The organism is Nostoc sp. GT001 (assembly GCF_030382115.1).
Lineage (GTDB): Bacteria > Cyanobacteriota > Cyanobacteriia > Cyanobacteriales > Nostocaceae > Nostoc.
This window is the reverse complement of the sequence record NZ_JAUDRJ010000001.1, coordinates 122,087-138,342: the sequence shown is the minus strand read 5'-3', so window position 1 is coordinate 138,342 and position 16,256 is coordinate 122,087. Positions and strand designations below refer to the sequence as shown.

Genomic DNA, 16,256 nt, shown 5'->3' with positions numbered 1-16,256 from the left:
CAAGATTCCTGAATTCTTTAAAAGTCAAGGATCTAAGCCTTGTAACAATGCTGCCATGTAGATGTGCTAGATAGCCAATTGCTTACAGCTAATGGTAAAAATCAATTAGCGATTCGCAATTAGCACTATGGCAAATTTTCTCCAACCGCCAAGGTTACGCATTGGTGAAGACACTGAAGAAGAACGACGTGCCACTTGGCTAGAACTGTTTTATGATTTAGTTTTTGTCGTTGCAATTTCTCAACTCGCCCACAATCTCAACGAGGATATTTCTCTATCAGGATTATTTGGGTTTGTAGTTCTATTTATACCAGTTTGGTGGTCATGGATTGGCACTACATTCTATGCGAACCGCTTTGACAGCGATGATGTGGGACATAGACTGCTGATTGGTTTACAAATGCTGACAGCAGCAGCGATGGCTATTAACATCCACCACGGTTTGGATGAGAGTTCCCCTGGTTTTGCCATTTCCTATGCTCTTGGTCGAGCTGTGCTTGTAATAGAGTACGTCCGTGCTGGAAGACATATCCCCTTTGCACGTCCTTTAACTACTCGCTACGCTATTGGTTTTGCGATCGCAGCCTTGCTGTGGTTAATATCAGCATCTGTACCCATTCCTTGGCGGTTCGGATTTTGGACGCTGGGAATTGTTATTGACTTTGCTACACCCCTAACAGGACGTAAGTTTCAGATCGGGTTACTCCCCCACGCCTCGCACTTACCGGAGCGTTTCGGGCTATTCACCATTATTGTTTTGGGTGAAGCAATCATTGCAGTAGTCAATGGTGTCTCTGAGCAGAAATGGGATGTTTTGACCGTAATTTCCGCCGTGTTTGGTCTAATTATCGCCTTTAGTTGGTGGTGGGTTTATTTTGATAACCTGGGTGGTAAACCTATTGAGATGGCGCGGACACATGGAAAAGTTGGTGTTGTTAATCTCTGGCTTTACACCCATTTACCGCTAGTGATTGGGATTACTGCTGCTGGAGTCGGTGTAGAACAAATCTTGTTGAGTAAGCCAACTTTAGCACTACCCGATTCCCAGCGATGGCTCATCTGCGGTTCAGTAGCATTATGCTCTCTAGCTGTCAGTATTCTCCATAGATTTGGGGTGATCCGTTATTGCAAAATCCGTTCCCAGTATCGACTTGCGGGTGCAGTCCTGCTGCTAGCGATCGCCTTTTTAGGGAAAGGTTTGTTACCTGTTGCAGTCATTAGCCTTGTAGCTGTAGTTTCTGCTGTCCAAGTCGTTCAAGATTTGTATCAGAGCCGTCCCACTACCCGCTTGGTTGACCCAGAAATCTAGCTTTTAGCGTAGTGGCGCATATCTGTGCGCCACTGCGATGTATCCATGCAATTGAAATATAAAAAATTTTCATAACCAAGGCTTAATTGAACTCTTGAGTCACCTGACTTTTCACGGGATCTGGAAAACCCCTCTCCAAACCTCTCCCNNNCAAGGAGAGAGGCTTTGATTTCTCCCCCTTCCCTTGTAGGGAAGGGGGCTGGGGNGTTAGGTTTTCCGTTGGCTTTTCCACATGACGTGAAAACTCAGTTGAGTCACAACAAAAGATTACTTTCGAGCCAAGCCTGTCAATATTCCTAAAATTACCATCCTGCTCGACCACGGCTATCATCCAAACACCATCAGCACTGCCCTACAAAAACTATATCCACAAATCCTGACCAANGATAGAAGTCAACTTGCACCTAAGCCGACGAAAGCCGAAAAAGCAGCCCAAGGCAAAGCAGAATTTGTCCCAATTGCAACACGATGGATCATTGAACGGTAGGCGAACTCGATCATAAAAGCCCCAGTTTTAGGCTGCCAATTCCGCTCTTAACGGATACATTACCCTACAATACAGTCGTGTTTAGCGACAAAAAAAGCAAGAAAAAAATCCTGACGATCAATCTATAAAATTTGTAACTTAGCTCGTAGTTCAGCCAAATTCGATTGCCCTTCTGTATAGATATCAAATGGGTTCTATAAAGGTATTCACTATGCATTAACTGGGGACAACATTAATTGTCTCCTATATATTTATTTTTATCAAAAACCTCTCTAGCTTTGGTCTAGGGCAGTTTTGTATTGCACGGTAGAAGTCAGATTCGCAACTGCACTTAATGGTGAATCATCCACCTGTTGTCAGCACTCCAAATTCTGGTACAGTCAATTATTTACTCGATTCTGGAGAAATATTGCCCTAAATCCCGGAAAAGCGAATACAGTGAATATCTAGATTAATTTTGTATAAATCCGTACTTTTGGCAGTTTAGCTATGCTTTACCTTATCAAATTAATATTCTGCTTTCAAACTTATCTTGATTCTTAAAGTAGATGAGATAAATCATTAGAAATGCATATACTGCAATTATCAAGCAAAGAATTTATCAGCTCCTGGTTTTAGACCAACTAGGAGTTTTTTTATTGATTATCCATTTCAGTTATGGGGTATATCACCAGAAGTAATAGTATTCATCCTCAAGGCTATTAATAGTTGGTTCTGTTGGTAGATTGAATGTCAATATTTAGATTGCTATTGTGTATTTGTCAGTAAAAAACGTCTATCAAATTAAAACAATGAATATTCTTGCTTGGATTGTTTTAGGTCTAATTGCTGGTGCTATTGCCAAGGCTATCTACCCCGGTCATCAAGGTGGCGGAATTCTCGGAACAATCTTATTAGGAATCATCGGTGCTTTTGTTGGTGGCAGTCTGGGTGTATTCTTCAATACAGGAACCTTTACTCTAGCAGCTTCAACTCTTAGCATTCCCGGTATCGCGGTAGCAGTTCTTGGTGCAATTGTCGCAGTCTTCTTGTGGAACGCGTTAACTAGCCGCAGTGCTTTGTAATCAACCAAATTGGAATTAATTAATCGTAAAAATCAGTCCCCTCATTTCACTATATTTTCTCCCTGAATTGAAATAAAACAATAGCGCTTACCTATATTTAGGTAGGCGCTAATATTATTTGCGGCAACGTTGACAAGTCGCCTTAAGGGCGATTGCCCATAAAAGCTCTCTATGTGAAGTTGGTCGTCAAAAGCTTGAAACAACCAACTTCCGTTAATACACAAGATAGTATTTTTGTGAGCGTGCGTAAGTTCTAGTTATTTATCAGGAATTAGGTACTACCCGAATCAATATAAATATATGTGTATTCATGAGAGTTACCGACTATGAGCGTGCAAGAACCTCTGAATGGCTGGAACACAAAGCGTAAGCTACTAATAATAGTGCTAGCTATTGCTGGAGCTATTGCAGTTCTTCCTGTATTGTACCGAGTGAATTGGGTTGGATTCGGTGCCGACTCTAATAAATCAGTAACTGTAGAAGAGGTAATTAATCCTAGAGATGGAAAAATTGTTAAACTTACAAAAACTACTGAGCATTTTCAATCAGGTAAAACACTTTGGGACTGGTTAGGGCTGGCTGGTACACTTGCGATTCCAATTGTGTTGTACCAATTTCAGCGTAGTGAAAAACAACAAGTTGATATTACTTCTCGTGAAGAAGCGATGCTGGCTTACTTCAAACATATTTCAGAACTACTTATAGACAAAGAACTAAAACTGTTAATTACTAAAAAACAAGAAGATACGAATTTCAAAGACCCTAAACTAAATGCATTACTAGACGCAGCGCGCGCGTGTACTTTATCAATACTACGCAGGCTAGATAAAGACGGAGAACGCAAAGGACGCATCATTCGATTTCTAAGTGACGTAGGATTGATAGGTGAGTTGAATTTAGAACAGGCTGAATTGACTAATGCCAACTTAAATAATGTTAAACTCAAGGGTGCTAAATTAGGTTACGCAAAATTAAGTAACGCTAACTTAAGTCTTACCGATTCACGCATTATAAAAAGAATCAAGAAAGCATTACCAACATTATCAGGTTGTGTTGATGCTGAAGTTCTGCTATACTGCGCTGACTTACAAAATGCCGACTTGAGCGGACGCTTTTTGCCTAGTGCTTGCTTCAAAAGTGCTATTCTTAAAAATGCCATTCTTAAAAATACTGACTTAAGCAATGCCGACCTTAGCAATGCCGATCTGCGTAACACCGATTTAACAAATGCGAACTTAAATGGTACTGATTTAACTGATGCCGACTTGACAGGTGCTATCTTACCAGATGGTAACAAGTATGAATTGAGACAACAGCTTAAACAATTTGGAGTTGGTAACTATTAAAAGTAAATCAAAATTACTCCTCGGTCAGTAATGCAGTTTCGATACTTCTTAGAGGAAAAGTTGCACTCAGTCGAGCGATCGCTGTTTTGTGGCAATACACTGGTACTATGCCGAAATTACCAGAGTGCGATCGCTGTTTCCTTTACGCCCATAACCCCCACATCATCTGTGTCGTACATCCGACGGGGGTAGACGGTAACAGTTGCCTAGATTTTCGAGAAGACCCCAACGCCGAACCAGAGGAACTGTGGGAGCCAGAAGGCGCAACCTACTACAACGGCGAACTAATTTTGCAACCGCAACAGCGCTTGACTCAACAGCAACAGCTAGTGTCACTGGAAGGATAACTTTTCCGCCAGTGGAACAATAACATTTCTGTGAAAAACTCTATAACCCTTATGTTCATGTTGGATGATGACGCTTATCTTTAAGTGACTAGAAGCATAACTTTTCCGAAAGCCCAAATTGGAAGCATAAGATTTCTGTGAGTCCAAGTTAGTTTTCATAAAAATCAATAACTCAAGGAAACTCTTACTTTTTTAGAACATTGTCATTAGAGTCTGTTTTATCAGGAAATATCCCCTTATCCTTTGCTTCTTTGATAGACATCTCAATCAGAAAAGCAGCAAGATTAGCGGTAGGCCGTCCTTGGAATTGTGCCCACCACTCCAGATCATCTAATACAGAATCGGGTAAGGTGATGTTAATTCGTTTACTCACAAATTAGTTACTGCTCACTTTCAGCTTATTTTACTTCCCTATATCAGCCAGATTAAATTGAGTTAATTTACATCTAATTTAAGTCAATATAGATGTATATTAGGCGATAACTATTCTTATACTCCCAATACTGAGAGTCGAATAGTGAGGAAAATGCCATGCTGAGTGATGATGAATTTAACCAATGGTGCTGCTGTCTAAAGCTATCAGAGAAAGCACAACAGGAAATCCAACAAGTCCGCTCATCTACTCCCTCCCGTCGTGTCAGAGGCACTCATAACAATGTTACAGGACGTTACCCTAGTCGAAAGATGGGGTTGAGCATTCAATTTGAGTCTCATAAAGTAGAACTTCCTTTTATCTACCAACTCGAACATGATGAAGATGTTCTAGAGTATTACGACCAACCTCCGTCTTTTAAACTCAGTTATCAAGAAGCATCAGGACGCAATCTTGGTTTTTACATTACCCCAGACTTCTTTGTTATCCGTACTAACTCTGTTGGATGGGTAGAGTGTAAACCAGAAGAGAAATTACATCAATTAGCTCAAAAAAGCTCTCGGCGTTACATTTTAGGTGATGACAGTCAGTGGCACAGCCCACAAGCTGAACAATATGCTCAACAGTTTGGCTTCTTTTTCCGTCTTTGGTCAAATGCTGAGATTAATTGGACACTACATCGTAATCTAGAATTTTTGGCAGATTACTATAAAGCAGATGCTTTTGAAGTGGCAAAAGCGACTCGAAATACCATCCTTTCAATGATATCTGCACAACCAGGTATAACTTTAGCAAATCTTCTTCATCATGGTGAAGGGGTCAGTACAGATGACATTTATCATCTGATTGCTGATGAAGAAATCTATGTAAATTTAACAGCATTTCCATTGGTAGAAGCCGAAAGATGTCTTTTATTTATTGACAAACTATACGAAGAAACGTATAGCGCAATCATTTTATCTAAATCAACGACAAATACCATTCACTCACTAGGAATTGAACTTACCCCTGGTATAGCCGTTTTGTATAGCGGCAAAAGTCTGACCATTACTTTAGTAGGAGAAGCAGAAGTTTTACTTCAAACAGAAGAGCAGCAAATTGTCACATTATCTTTGACAACTTTTGATGATTTAGTAAAACAAGGTAAAATCACCAAATCCAGTACTCAGAAAACGGATGAATTTGATAATCAAGTAATGGATTTATTTAAAAGAGCTAGCTTTTCAGACCTAATGGCAGCTAATCGTCGTTATCGTTTGATTTATCCTTATTTAGATGGACAACCAATTAAAACAAATACACCACAAGAACGCTCTTTAAGAAATTGGTTGACAGCTTACAAACAAGCACAACAAAAATATGGATATGGCTACTTGGGAATACTACATTTTGAGAATAAAAAAGGTAATCGTCATCGAAAGCTACCTCAACATATTCTCAAATTGATAGAGAAATTTATTACAGAAAAATACGAAACTAAAAAACAAAAGTGCAAACAGTCCGTTTATAACGAATTTGTCCACTTCTGTGTCGAAACCGGAATTTCTGAACTTCAAGTTCCCAGTTATAAAACTTTTATCAAAGAAATTAAAAAACGTTCTGGTTACGAACAAACTGTCAGAAGAGAAGGACTTCGCGGTGCTTATCAATTAGAACCCTTTTATTGGGAGTTAGAAGTAACAACACCTCGTCATGGGGATTTTCCCTTCCATATTTGCCATATTGACCACACCGAATCAGATATTGAACTCAGATGCTCTAAAACAGGAAAAGTTCTTGGAAGAGTTTGGATAACATTACTTGTGGATGCATTCTCTCGGCGGATTTTAGGAGTTTATGCCAGCTATGATCCTCCTTCCTATCGTTCGTGTATGATGGTGCTGCGAATATGTGTAAAACGTTATGGACGGCTGCCTCAAACTATCGTCACAGATAACGCTAAAGAATTTTATAGCACTTATTTTGAAACTTTGCTGGCTTTGTTTGAATGTACTCTTAAGCATCGCCCTACTACCAAATCTCGATTTAGTAGCGTGTGTGAACGCTTGTTTGGAACTACTAACACCCAGTTTTTCTACAATTTAGCTGGCAATACCCAAATTACAAAAAAAGTCAGACTGATGACTAAATCAGTCAGTCCCAAGAATTTATCACTGTGGACTTTGGGATGGTTATACTTATATCTGTGTGAATGGGCTTACTCTATTTATGACATCATTGAACATCCAAGTTTAGAAGGGCAGAGTCCACGAGAAGTCTTTAGTGCAGGAATTGCTCAATATGGTAGTCGTAACCATCGTCGTATTCCCTATGACGAAAATTTTCGCATCCTAACTTTGCCTACTACTAACAAGAGTAGAGCGAAAGTGCAGCCAGGAAAAGGAGTCAAAGTTGAGCAGAAATACTACTGGTCAAATACCTTTCGTGACCCAGAAATAGAAAATACTTCAGTCGATGTTAGATATGATCCTTTTAATGCAGGGATTGCCTATGCTTATGTTTGGGGACAATGGGTTGAGTGCATTAGTGAATATTATTCTCTATTCCGAGGACGTTCTGAAAAAGAAGTTCAAATAGCAACTACCCAACTCAAGAAACAAAAACAAAACCATACTTCTAGTTACAAAATTCGAGCTAAACAACTCGGAGAATTTATTGCCAGCCTTGAGGGTGAAGAAATTTTACTCGAACAACGCTTGCGAGATAAACAAGCACAGGAAGTTTTTCAGGTCATCGAAGGAGAATTACCTTTACAAAGTCCTTACATTCAAAGCCAAACTATCAATGAAGAAAAAGAGCAGAATAAATTGAATAGTTCAAGAGAATCTGCATTAGAAGTTAATCCTGAAAAACTCAAACTCTTCAAAATTTACTAATTATGTCAACAGACAGACTATTTACGCCGGAATTACTTACTGCACCACTTCAAGCCCGACTGAATTATTTTGACAACTATACAATGGGGCATCCTTATCTCAATGAAGCTTTTGAAACTCTTAAGCCTATTATTCGCCATTGTGGAGAGTCCAAAATTATTTTTATTTTTAGCCCAACTGGAGTAGGCAAAACCAAATTACGCTTGCTCGCTGAAAAATGGATAGTTCAAGAGTTATGGAAAGAAATGGAAGTTGACCGAGGACGCATTCCATTTGCCAGTGTAGAAGCAGTTGTACAAAAATCTGGTCTATTCAATGCTAAAGATCATCTCAAACGATGTTTATATGCCCTTCATGAACCAAAAGAATTTATTAATCACAAGATTAACTACGGAGTACAAGGAATTTACTCAGATAATGAAGGTAAAATTGTCATTAAGCAAAAAATTCTTGAAACTGATTTGGGATGGGCATTAGAACAATCCCTGAAACACCGACGACCTCAGACTTTCTTTATTGATGAAGCTCATCATCTACTAGCGATAGCCAGCGGACGTAAGCTAACCGATGTGCCAGAAGCTATTAAATCTCTAGCCAATCGTACAGAAGTTTTACATGGTTTAATTGGAACGTATGAGTTGCTAACTCTTCACGATATTGGTGAGCAATTAAGTCGGCGTAGTGTTTATATTCACTTGCCTCGTTATAACGCTGAATTCATCGAAGACAGAGAAATTTGGCAGAGTGTTATTTGGAATTTTCAATGTCAAATCCCAACAGTTGAAGAACCTGATTTCTTGTCTAATTGGAACTACCTTTATGAACGCAGTTTAGGATGTGTTGGGATTCTGAAAAATTGGCTGAATAATGCTTTGGCTGATGCACTGGCAGAAGAAGCAAACATTGTGACAATTAGCCATTTAGAACGACGAGCTTTGTCAGTAGGTCAATGTCGAAATATTTTTAAAGCAATTAAGGAGGGTGAAAAAAGAGCCGCAGAGATTGAAGGTGAAGTTGAAAAACTACGTATTGAATTAGGTTTAGTCAGCCAACCCATCTTGAAACAAAAAACTGCAAAAGCACTTGGGCTATCACCAGAACAATCTTCTGAATTAAAAAAACGTAAAAAAGCTGTAGGACAACGTAAACCTCAACGAGATTCTGTAGGAATTAAAACTCATGAACTATAAAAAATTAAATATTTATGAGTCGTTAGAGTTACACCAGCCGAAAAGTTCTCAATGTAGCCGTTTATATTCTTTAGAGCCAATTGGAATTGGAACAGCTGAGTGTGAAAGTTTGACCAGTTATATAATTCGTTTATCTCAAGCTCATTGTGTTACTGTCAACAAGCTACTTCATCCCAACATTCTCAAGGATTTTGATAGAAAAGATTTATCTGATTATAGCCAAATAATCTACCGATTACTTAGATCGCCTCACAATTCCAAATCTTTCAATGGATTAGGATTAACTAGCACTAAATTATCTCAACAGCTAGAAGCTTTAACTTTACGTAATGATTTATCATTTCTCACGATGCTTTCTTGGTCTGAGATTACTACTTATCATCAACTATTTCGTGACCATCAAGCTTGGTGTCCAGTTTGCTATGAAGAATGGCAAACAAATAAAAAACCTTTATATATTCCTTTACTTTGGTTTCTTGATCCAGTTAAAATTTGTCTTCACCATTATCAATATTTACTTGAGGAGTGTCCTCATTGCCGTCAGACCCTCCCGATAATCGGAAAACAGATGCAACTTGGTTACTGTTCCCACTGTGGCAACTGGTTAGGATCTTCCTCATCAATTCAAACCTACCATCAAACCATATATAAAGATAATATTAAATGGCAAGAATATGTAACAATCAGTATGGGTGAATTAATTGCTGCTGCTCCTCACCTATCTTCTTTACCAACTAGGGATAGAACTGCTCAAGTTCTTAATACTTATTTGAATGCTAATAATATTACTAAAGGGGAAATAGCTACATTTACTCGTTTTATTGGTGTTCGTAGTGAAAACATACTTATTTACCTTTACAATAAACGAATTCCCCGAATTGATAAACTCTTACAAATTACATCCGCTTTCCAAACATCTCCTCTGAAATTTTTTACCGAAGATATTAATACTCTTATTGGGAAATTAAAGGTTAGTTCTCAGCTATTTGTCAAAGGAAAAGAGCAAGATGATAAACCAAAGCCAACAAAATTAGACAAGATAAAAATTCGACAAGTTCTTACACAAGCTCTTCTTGAAGAAGTTCCTCCAAGTATTACAGAAGTTGCTAAAAGGCTTAAGTGTTCTCGGCATTCTATCAAATATTATTGTCCGGAATTATATCAAGCACTCAAGCTCCATCGTCGTACTGAGCGTTTGAAAAATTTTAATCAGTATTCTCTAGAAATCAGAAATTTTTTGGAAGCAGCACTCATAGTAAATCCTCCTCCTTCAATGCAATCTCTTACGAAAAGTCTCCCAATAAAGAGTGCCAAATTGTATAAACTCTTCCCTGAACTTTGCTATCAAATCTCCAAGCGTCACAAAGAATATCGAAACGCTTGCACATTAGAGAAGAGAAATCAAGTGATTCATGAAATGAATGAGGCTATTTCTAAGCTTCATAACCAAGGAAAAGAACCTACTCTTGCTCAAGTTAGGAAACTTTTAACCAAACCAGGATATACACGGGAGCAATTTTTTCAAGATGCCTTATTTAAAACTCGACAGGAACTCGGTTATGAAAATTGATACACCACGATAATCATGATTTAATAAATCATGTTCAACCTATTCTTTTGGGATAAACCAATATTTTTGTTCATCTGTGCTTGGAAGCATAACTTTTCTGAAGTGTATTAGAAGCATAAGCCTTCCGTGACGGAAAAGTTATGCTTCCAGTGACAGCTAGAGCTACTAGATACCCATCCTATGTTTACTGGCAAGTGTCCCCAGTGCGGGTATGAGTTTGACCGCGACTGGTCAGCGCGGGTGCATTGGGATTGCGAGTGTGGTTGGATGGATGATGTGCGATTCGTTCTGTCAAAATAAGCATAAATGCTTAGGGATGACAGGCATGAATAAGTAGCCCTAATAAGGCATACAGAACCATGACAACTCAATTTCCGTGATGGTGAAATTCCATCCTCCCAGGTGTCAGGGATGACTGCAAGTCCCCTACCTCAACAAGGTGGCTCCTTATGCACGGTTTTGAAGACGAGTCAGTGGGGTGACTCACTGGCTTAGTTCAACAGCGTCTGAGCGATCGCAATCATGATGTACAATTCTCTGCTACTTTAACTCAAATTACTGCTGCCACCGACTTGGGCTGCTCGCCCTGCGGCGGTAAACTACACCCTATGATGATGGCTTATGACCAAAACTAATTCAGAAATTTTAGAACAGTTAAAACAAGCATCCGACGGCTTACTCATGATGAGCGAGTTTGAGTGCCCCTTAGAAGCATTCTTATGGTCAGCTACACCGCCTGCTACACCAGAGAAAGTTATACAACAGACAAATCACCCTCAAGATACACCCATTAAAATTGTGGGGGTTGACGATTTTTTTCAAGTGGCAACGACAGAAGAAGATTGGCATGAGGGAGAAGAGAAAGCAACCGTAAAACGATTTAAAACCCTTGTGCAGGAACTTAAGAGAAACCTGAGTAATTTGCAGGTGTATCGCCTCAGCAGTAAAGAGATTGATGTTTATGTAGTTGGTCAAACCCCGGCAGGAAATTTAGCAGGAATTTTTACAAAAATTGTAGAAACTTGAGTTGTTTACAAATCTACTTTGCTCTCAATAACTTCTTGAATGTTTGGCGAAATATTAGAGAGAAAATCATAGCCTGTGAGTTTTTCTAATTCGTCAACACTGACTTTGTAAGCTCTCCAATCATTATTTAATTCTTCTTGGTTGGGTATGTTAACTGCAATGACACGAGTATTGGCGGTAATACTTTCAAGACCAGAGTCAGGGCTGTCTAGTACAACAACGACTTTCCAAGTAGTTTGAGGAACCGTCACCTTACCTTTTAGGGGTTCGCCAAGACTACCAAAAGGGCCTGCAACAATGTAAAGTTCTTTTCCAAGGCTTACCAATTCTCGACAATAATCTTCTAAATTCCCCCACGTATTTCTATTGTTATCGGGTGTCTGGGGCATCATGTTGGTCATCAAAAAGGTGGCAGTGTTATCCTCTACCGTCTTGGTGCGATCGCCCGATGGTGCAATATGCCCTTTGTCATATCCTGAACCTGCGTAAGCACTGGGAGTTATCCGCACCCAACCAGCAGGCAAAGTATTATCAGGGCGAAAGTTATTTTGGCGTTCAGCATCGCCAAGCCAGGTTTTATTTAACTGCCAAGCTACCCAGTTGGCAGTCCCTTTGGTTTGGTTGTAAGAGAGCGCGTACTGGTTTTTTACCATGAGGTAATTATCTGGAGTAATGCTCGTTGGAGTTGCGCTGCTGGGATTGCCCAAAAGCAGGTGAGGGCTTATTGAGGTAAGTACAATCGGCGTTGGCTGTAATGGTTTTTCTGTTGTCGGTGTCGGCGACTGAGTTAATGTTGGTGGCTGGCTTGGCGCTGGCGCACATCCCAACAACGCAACTAGCCCAGTGGCAATAGCTAGAGCCTGAAAACGATTGATTAAGCGCATAAAGTTTAGACACTATCGTAGATTAAATTAATCATCACCATTTTTGAGGGGATGTCCAGTTTTTGTCTACAAGCGTAGCTTACTGCCGTCCTATGTGATACGTTAGCTGATACTGACTTCTAATCTTTGTAATGCCAACTTCAAGATTATTCGTTTTTTTTGCGTAAAGCACGAGACTTAATCCTAAATCCTAAATCACGTCTTTGTTCTCACCGTCAAAACCTGTGGTGGCGTAGAATCTGGAGGATACAAAAAGTCTATCTGTACTTGTCGCTTTCCACTCGCCAACATCTTCAGTGTCACCAATGGTTCGCCCCTTTGTCCCCGACGCTGTACCAAATGCACATAGCGCGTCTTTTCTAAGCCATTATCATCTATGTAACGCACCCGCACCGTTCCCCGAAAGAATATTTGTTCTACACCTGGCTTTAAAAACAGTAGTCTATCTGTTCCCCCTTCATCCTTCACAGGAGTTTGTATTGACACAGTTATAGTTTGGGTTTCATTCGTAATATTTCTTAGAGGCAAAGTTAGATTGTACTCAACACCATAGTTACTGTGAGCAAAGTAAGCAGTATCAGGATAACGTTTTAACATCGCTGCACTTTGAATTTGTCCAGTGCTAAGAGTAATTAAATGTACAGTTCCCAAAGGATAAGAAAACGCCTTTCCTGGTGAGGGTATTGTTAACTCGGAAACATTGGAATTGTCCGTAATTTGTGTTTTCCATTGCGTTCCTTGGGATACACCAGCGACGCGACTAAATACCGTTGGTTCTCTGGGAGGGTCAAGAGGTGTTGGAATGGGGTCACGCTTTCCTGCTAAATTACCTGTATCCAGAAGCTCTTGCCACTCGCCTAAAGTCGGTGAAATATTACTATTTTTGGCTAAATTTGCGATATAAACTGGACTACTACTTGCCAAGCGCATCATTGTAGTGCGACCGTTAGAAGAAGAAGCCTGTACCGGAATTGGTAAATTTGCTAGTATTTTAGTTTCTTTTGGTTCTATCACCAGCTTTTGGGGAAAAATCTCTTGCCGAACTCCTCGCAGTACATCATTCATTGTGCGATCGCCAGCTTCAGAGTAAACTGTACCTTGGGGATTTTCAACCATATCAGCTAAAGCAATAAACTGTGCTTCTTTGGTAAGGTAACTAGCTGCAAGTAATACTTGCACTGTGACAGGTTCATTTCCCGGATTATGTACAATTATCCCTTGGTATACAGTGCGGCTTTGGGCTGGTGTTTCTGCCCTGACGATATGATGAGCAAATATATCAAATCTGCCTTCAAAGGGATAATTTAAATGTGCTTCATGTACTTGTTTCCCATCTGGGGGAAAAGTTGATAGTAAAATTCCTTCAGTTGTCACCAGTTCAGGACTATTACTGTTGAAGGTGGGAATAATATCAAGTTTTCCTGGTAAAGGACGTATTTCTTGGCTGTCTACTTCGACTCCAGCAATATATTGTGGGGGAACCGTGTAAATATTTAGCGCCCGACACATTAAAGCCGCAACTTCCCCTCTAGTCGCGCTTTGTAGTGGTTTTAGCTGTTTTACATTGGGATAATTGACAACAATACTATTAATCGTGGCAGATGCAAGCGCATTTTGGGCATAGTTAGGTATTTGCCCCGCATCGTTAAAATATTCTTGTAATATCTGCATTGGGTTAGGTAAAGGGCTGTAATTTTTCCCCCCAGCTACAACACCAATGATTTGGGCACGAGGGATTGGTTGGTTTGGCTGGAAAATACCACCAGGATAACCAGAAAAAAATCCTTTTTGGTAAGCGGTAGAAATTGCTTTATTCGCCCAATAATCAGCAGGTACATCTTTAAATGACATAGCTGTGCGTTTCACTGGTGAATCAGGAAAAGCATTTAGCATTAACACTGCTGCTTGGGCGCGTGTCACTGTTGTTTCTGGGCGAAAACTACCATCGGGGTAGCCTGTAATCAGTTTACGCTCTTTTAGTTGCTCGATACAATGTTTTGCCCAATAGCTTTGGGTGTCAGTAAAGGCTAGGGCGTTGGGGTTTGATAGAGTTAAGACAAAGATGGCTACTGAAGTTTTTTTCAGGAGCTTTAATAAACTGATTATCATTCACAAAAGCCGGAAAGCTAATACATCTCGTAAGAATTATATTTATATATGTTGCCACTTTTGTTGTGTAATTCTGTAATTTGTAGCAATTACGACCACTGTCTCCAACACAGTATCTTGTTTTAAATTTTCCCTCAGTAGTAGCTTTTCTAACACAAAAGCTCCCAAACTGAATCTCCGCGCTAGATTTCCCCCAACATACCACTGCAATAGCCCACATTAGAAGGACTTTCGGCAGTAAGAGAGAAAATCGATTGGTCTTAGGCGATGAACTGAGTTTCGCTTTTAGAGCGATGTGTAGTTTTTGAATCCGCAGCTACACGGAAGTTTGCTCTAAGCTAATCGTCACTTAAGTTGCATAATAAGAAGATGAAGCCGTTTAAAAGCGACGATGCCGCCCCCAGCCAAGAACTTTTTAACGCCAGAACAAGTTAGCTCCTTACAGCAAGCTCTAAAAGAGAGCGACAAACCACACGTCAGGGAAAGAATTTTAATTATTCTGCTACAGAATGATGGGAAACCGCAACACGAAATGGCTAAATTTTTAGGCTGTTCGCACAGAACAGTGGCATATTGGTGTATGCATGGTGATCCAGATGAGCTAGAAACTCTACATAATAAAAGAGAGTATGAACATTATCGAAAAGCGACTCCTGAATATATTGAACTGTTATTAAAAACTGTTGACCAAGAACCATCAGATTTAGGCTACGACTTCGGCAGATGGACGGCAGAAAGATTAGCCACATATTTAACAAAAGAAACAGGAATTGATTTAAGTAGCTCTCAGGTTAGGAGGATATTAAAGAGAAAAAAGTATAGTTATATCTGGGCTAAATATGACCTAGAAGATAAACAAAATCCTCTTGAAAGAGCGAAGTTTAAAGAGAAACTTACTCAATATTTATCAATAGCGCGAGAGCAACCAGAGCGTTTACAGGTATGGTTTTGGGACGAGAGTGGTTTTAGTTTACGCGTGATTCGTCGCAAGGGTTGGGGTAAAAAAGGAAAACGCAAGAATGTTCCAGGTCAACGGCGTTGTGGTCGAGTAAATGTAATGGGAGCAATCAGAGAACTAGACCGAAAACGAGTATGCTTTTTTGTTAAAAAAGGGAACGCAGATATTTTTTATGAGCAATTACAACAATTAAATGAATTAATTAAGCAAGAATGGTTAAGCAAAGGAAACCTTGGTGAGGATTTTGCGAAATATGGGCCAAAGATTATTTTAATTTTAGATAATGCTAGTTTTCATAAACGCAAAGATGTTCTAGCTAAAATATCTGAAGAATTCCCAAATTTTGTTCTAGAGTTCTTGCCCGCTTACAGCCATAATTACAACATTATCGAGTTAGTCTGGCATTCATGTAAAGAATATATTGCTCATCGGTTATTTAAATCAGTAGATGAATTAAAATCACTGCTAGATAAGCTGTTGAATCAAGGCGAGTTAGTGATTAGGTGGCATCGGAATATAAAACATAAAGGTAATTTCAGCTATGTTGCAGCTTAAATGCTGATTAGCTTACCACTAGGGGATGTGCAACTATATCCTGTATTATTTTCAGATAATTTTAGAAAACTTAAACTAATGCTGGCAAAAAAGAAGAGAAGAAAGTGCCTATTTATTCTACTCGCTATCAGTGTTAGCTTTTGTTTACTGGTTCTATATGCT

The 16,256-nt window shown here is 39.5% G+C and carries 12 protein-coding genes; 9 read left to right on the top strand and 3 right to left on the bottom strand.

The window, feature by feature from the left end; all coding sequences use genetic code 11:
- Nucleotides 1–127 precede the first annotated feature (127 nt).
- The 4 genes from QUD05_RS00685 to QUD05_RS00670 all read left to right on the top strand — a co-directional run bounded on the left by QUD05_RS00685 (nt 128) and on the right by QUD05_RS00670 (nt 4,553).
- Nucleotides 128–1,309: a low temperature requirement protein A gene (locus QUD05_RS00685; RefSeq protein WP_289794512.1), complete on the top strand. Its 1,182-nt coding sequence runs from the start codon at nt 128–130 to the stop codon at nt 1,307–1,309.
- Between the two features lie 1,278 nt (nt 1,310–2,587).
- Nucleotides 2,588–2,860 carry a GlsB/YeaQ/YmgE family stress response membrane protein gene (locus QUD05_RS00680; protein WP_289794511.1) on the top strand — a complete coding sequence of 91 codons (273 nt, stop codon included), beginning with the start codon at nt 2,588–2,590 and terminating at the stop codon, nt 2,858–2,860.
- Between the two features lie 326 nt (nt 2,861–3,186).
- A complete protein-coding gene (locus QUD05_RS00675) occupies nt 3,187–4,206 on the top strand; it encodes a pentapeptide repeat-containing protein (RefSeq protein WP_289794510.1) in 1,020 nt (339 codons plus the stop codon).
- A 107-nt stretch (nt 4,207–4,313) separates the two neighbouring features.
- Nucleotides 4,314–4,553 (top strand): hypothetical protein, encoded by a 240-nt coding sequence (locus QUD05_RS00670; RefSeq protein ID WP_289794509.1) that lies wholly within the window; start codon nt 4,314–4,316, stop codon nt 4,551–4,553.
- 184 nt (nt 4,554–4,737) lie between these two features.
- Here QUD05_RS00670 and QUD05_RS00665 read toward each other — a convergent pair whose 3' ends face one another.
- Nucleotides 4,738–4,926 carry a ribbon-helix-helix domain-containing protein gene (locus QUD05_RS00665; protein ID WP_152591697.1) on the bottom strand — a complete coding sequence of 63 codons (189 nt, stop codon included), beginning with the start codon at nt 4,924–4,926 and terminating at the stop codon, nt 4,738–4,740.
- A 158-nt stretch (nt 4,927–5,084) separates the two neighbouring features.
- Here QUD05_RS00665 and QUD05_RS00660 point away from each other — a divergent pair, with 158 nt between their 5' ends.
- The 4 genes from QUD05_RS00660 (at nt 5,085) to QUD05_RS00645 (ending at nt 11,588) form a co-directional block, all read left to right on the top strand.
- The gene (locus QUD05_RS00660) at nt 5,085–7,802 is read left to right on the top strand and encodes a TnsB C-terminal domain-containing protein (RefSeq protein WP_289794508.1); all 2,718 of its coding nucleotides are present in this window, start codon (nt 5,085–5,087) and stop codon (nt 7,800–7,802) included.
- 2 nt (nt 7,803–7,804) lie between these two features.
- Complete coding sequence (locus QUD05_RS00655; protein ID WP_289794507.1) at nt 7,805–8,992, top strand: AAA family ATPase; 1,188 nt, start codon at nt 7,805–7,807, stop codon at nt 8,990–8,992.
- Nucleotides 8,982–10,562 carry a TniQ family protein gene (locus QUD05_RS00650; protein ID WP_289794506.1) on the top strand — a complete coding sequence of 527 codons (1,581 nt, stop codon included), beginning with the start codon at nt 8,982–8,984 and terminating at the stop codon, nt 10,560–10,562. The genes QUD05_RS00655 and QUD05_RS00650 overlap by 11 nt, the downstream gene beginning before the upstream one ends.
- Before the next feature lie 621 nt (nt 10,563–11,183).
- Nucleotides 11,184–11,588, top strand: a complete 405-nt coding sequence (locus QUD05_RS00645; protein ID WP_289794505.1) for a nuclease A inhibitor family protein — start codon at nt 11,184–11,186, stop codon at nt 11,586–11,588.
- 5 nt (nt 11,589–11,593) lie between these two features.
- Here the strand turns inward: QUD05_RS00645 and QUD05_RS00640 are convergent, their stop codons facing one another.
- On the bottom strand, nt 11,594–12,472 hold the full coding sequence (locus tag QUD05_RS00640; protein ID WP_289794504.1) for a DNA/RNA non-specific endonuclease: 879 nt from the start codon (nt 12,470–12,472) through the stop codon (nt 11,594–11,596).
- A gap of 195 nt (nt 12,473–12,667) precedes the next feature.
- Nucleotides 12,668–14,581: a DUF3370 family protein gene (locus QUD05_RS00635; RefSeq protein WP_289794503.1), complete on the bottom strand. Its 1,914-nt coding sequence runs from the start codon at nt 14,579–14,581 to the stop codon at nt 12,668–12,670.
- Between the two features lie 391 nt (nt 14,582–14,972).
- On the opposite strand from QUD05_RS00635, the gene QUD05_RS00630 reads away from it, so the two are divergent.
- Complete coding sequence (locus QUD05_RS00630) at nt 14,973–16,094, top strand: IS630 family transposase (protein WP_289794502.1); 1,122 nt, start codon at nt 14,973–14,975, stop codon at nt 16,092–16,094.
- The last annotated feature ends 162 nt before the right edge of the window (nt 16,095–16,256 follow it).

Coding starts and splice junctions, on each gene's coding strand:
- QUD05_RS00645 (WP_289794505.1), top strand. CDS start 11,184: ATGACCAAAACTAATTCAGAAATTTTAGAACAGTTAAAACAAGCATCC.
- QUD05_RS00685 (WP_289794512.1), top strand. CDS start 128: ATGGCAAATTTTCTCCAACCGCCAAGGTTACGCATTGGTGAAGACACT.
- QUD05_RS00650 (WP_289794506.1), top strand. CDS start 8,982: ATGAACTATAAAAAATTAAATATTTATGAGTCGTTAGAGTTACACCAG.
- QUD05_RS00660 (WP_289794508.1), top strand. CDS start 5,085: ATGCTGAGTGATGATGAATTTAACCAATGGTGCTGCTGTCTAAAGCTA.
- QUD05_RS00630 (WP_289794502.1), top strand. CDS start 14,973: ATGCCGCCCCCAGCCAAGAACTTTTTAACGCCAGAACAAGTTAGCTCC.
- QUD05_RS00655 (WP_289794507.1), top strand. CDS start 7,805: ATGTCAACAGACAGACTATTTACGCCGGAATTACTTACTGCACCACTT.
- QUD05_RS00670 (WP_289794509.1), top strand. CDS start 4,314: ATGCCGAAATTACCAGAGTGCGATCGCTGTTTCCTTTACGCCCATAAC.
- QUD05_RS00635 (WP_289794503.1), bottom strand. CDS start 14,581: ATGATAATCAGTTTATTAAAGCTCCTGAAAAAAACTTCAGTAGCCATC.
- QUD05_RS00640 (WP_289794504.1), bottom strand. CDS start 12,472: ATGCGCTTAATCAATCGTTTTCAGGCTCTAGCTATTGCCACTGGGCTA.
- QUD05_RS00680 (WP_289794511.1), top strand. CDS start 2,588: ATGAATATTCTTGCTTGGATTGTTTTAGGTCTAATTGCTGGTGCTATT.
- QUD05_RS00675 (WP_289794510.1), top strand. CDS start 3,187: ATGAGCGTGCAAGAACCTCTGAATGGCTGGAACACAAAGCGTAAGCTA.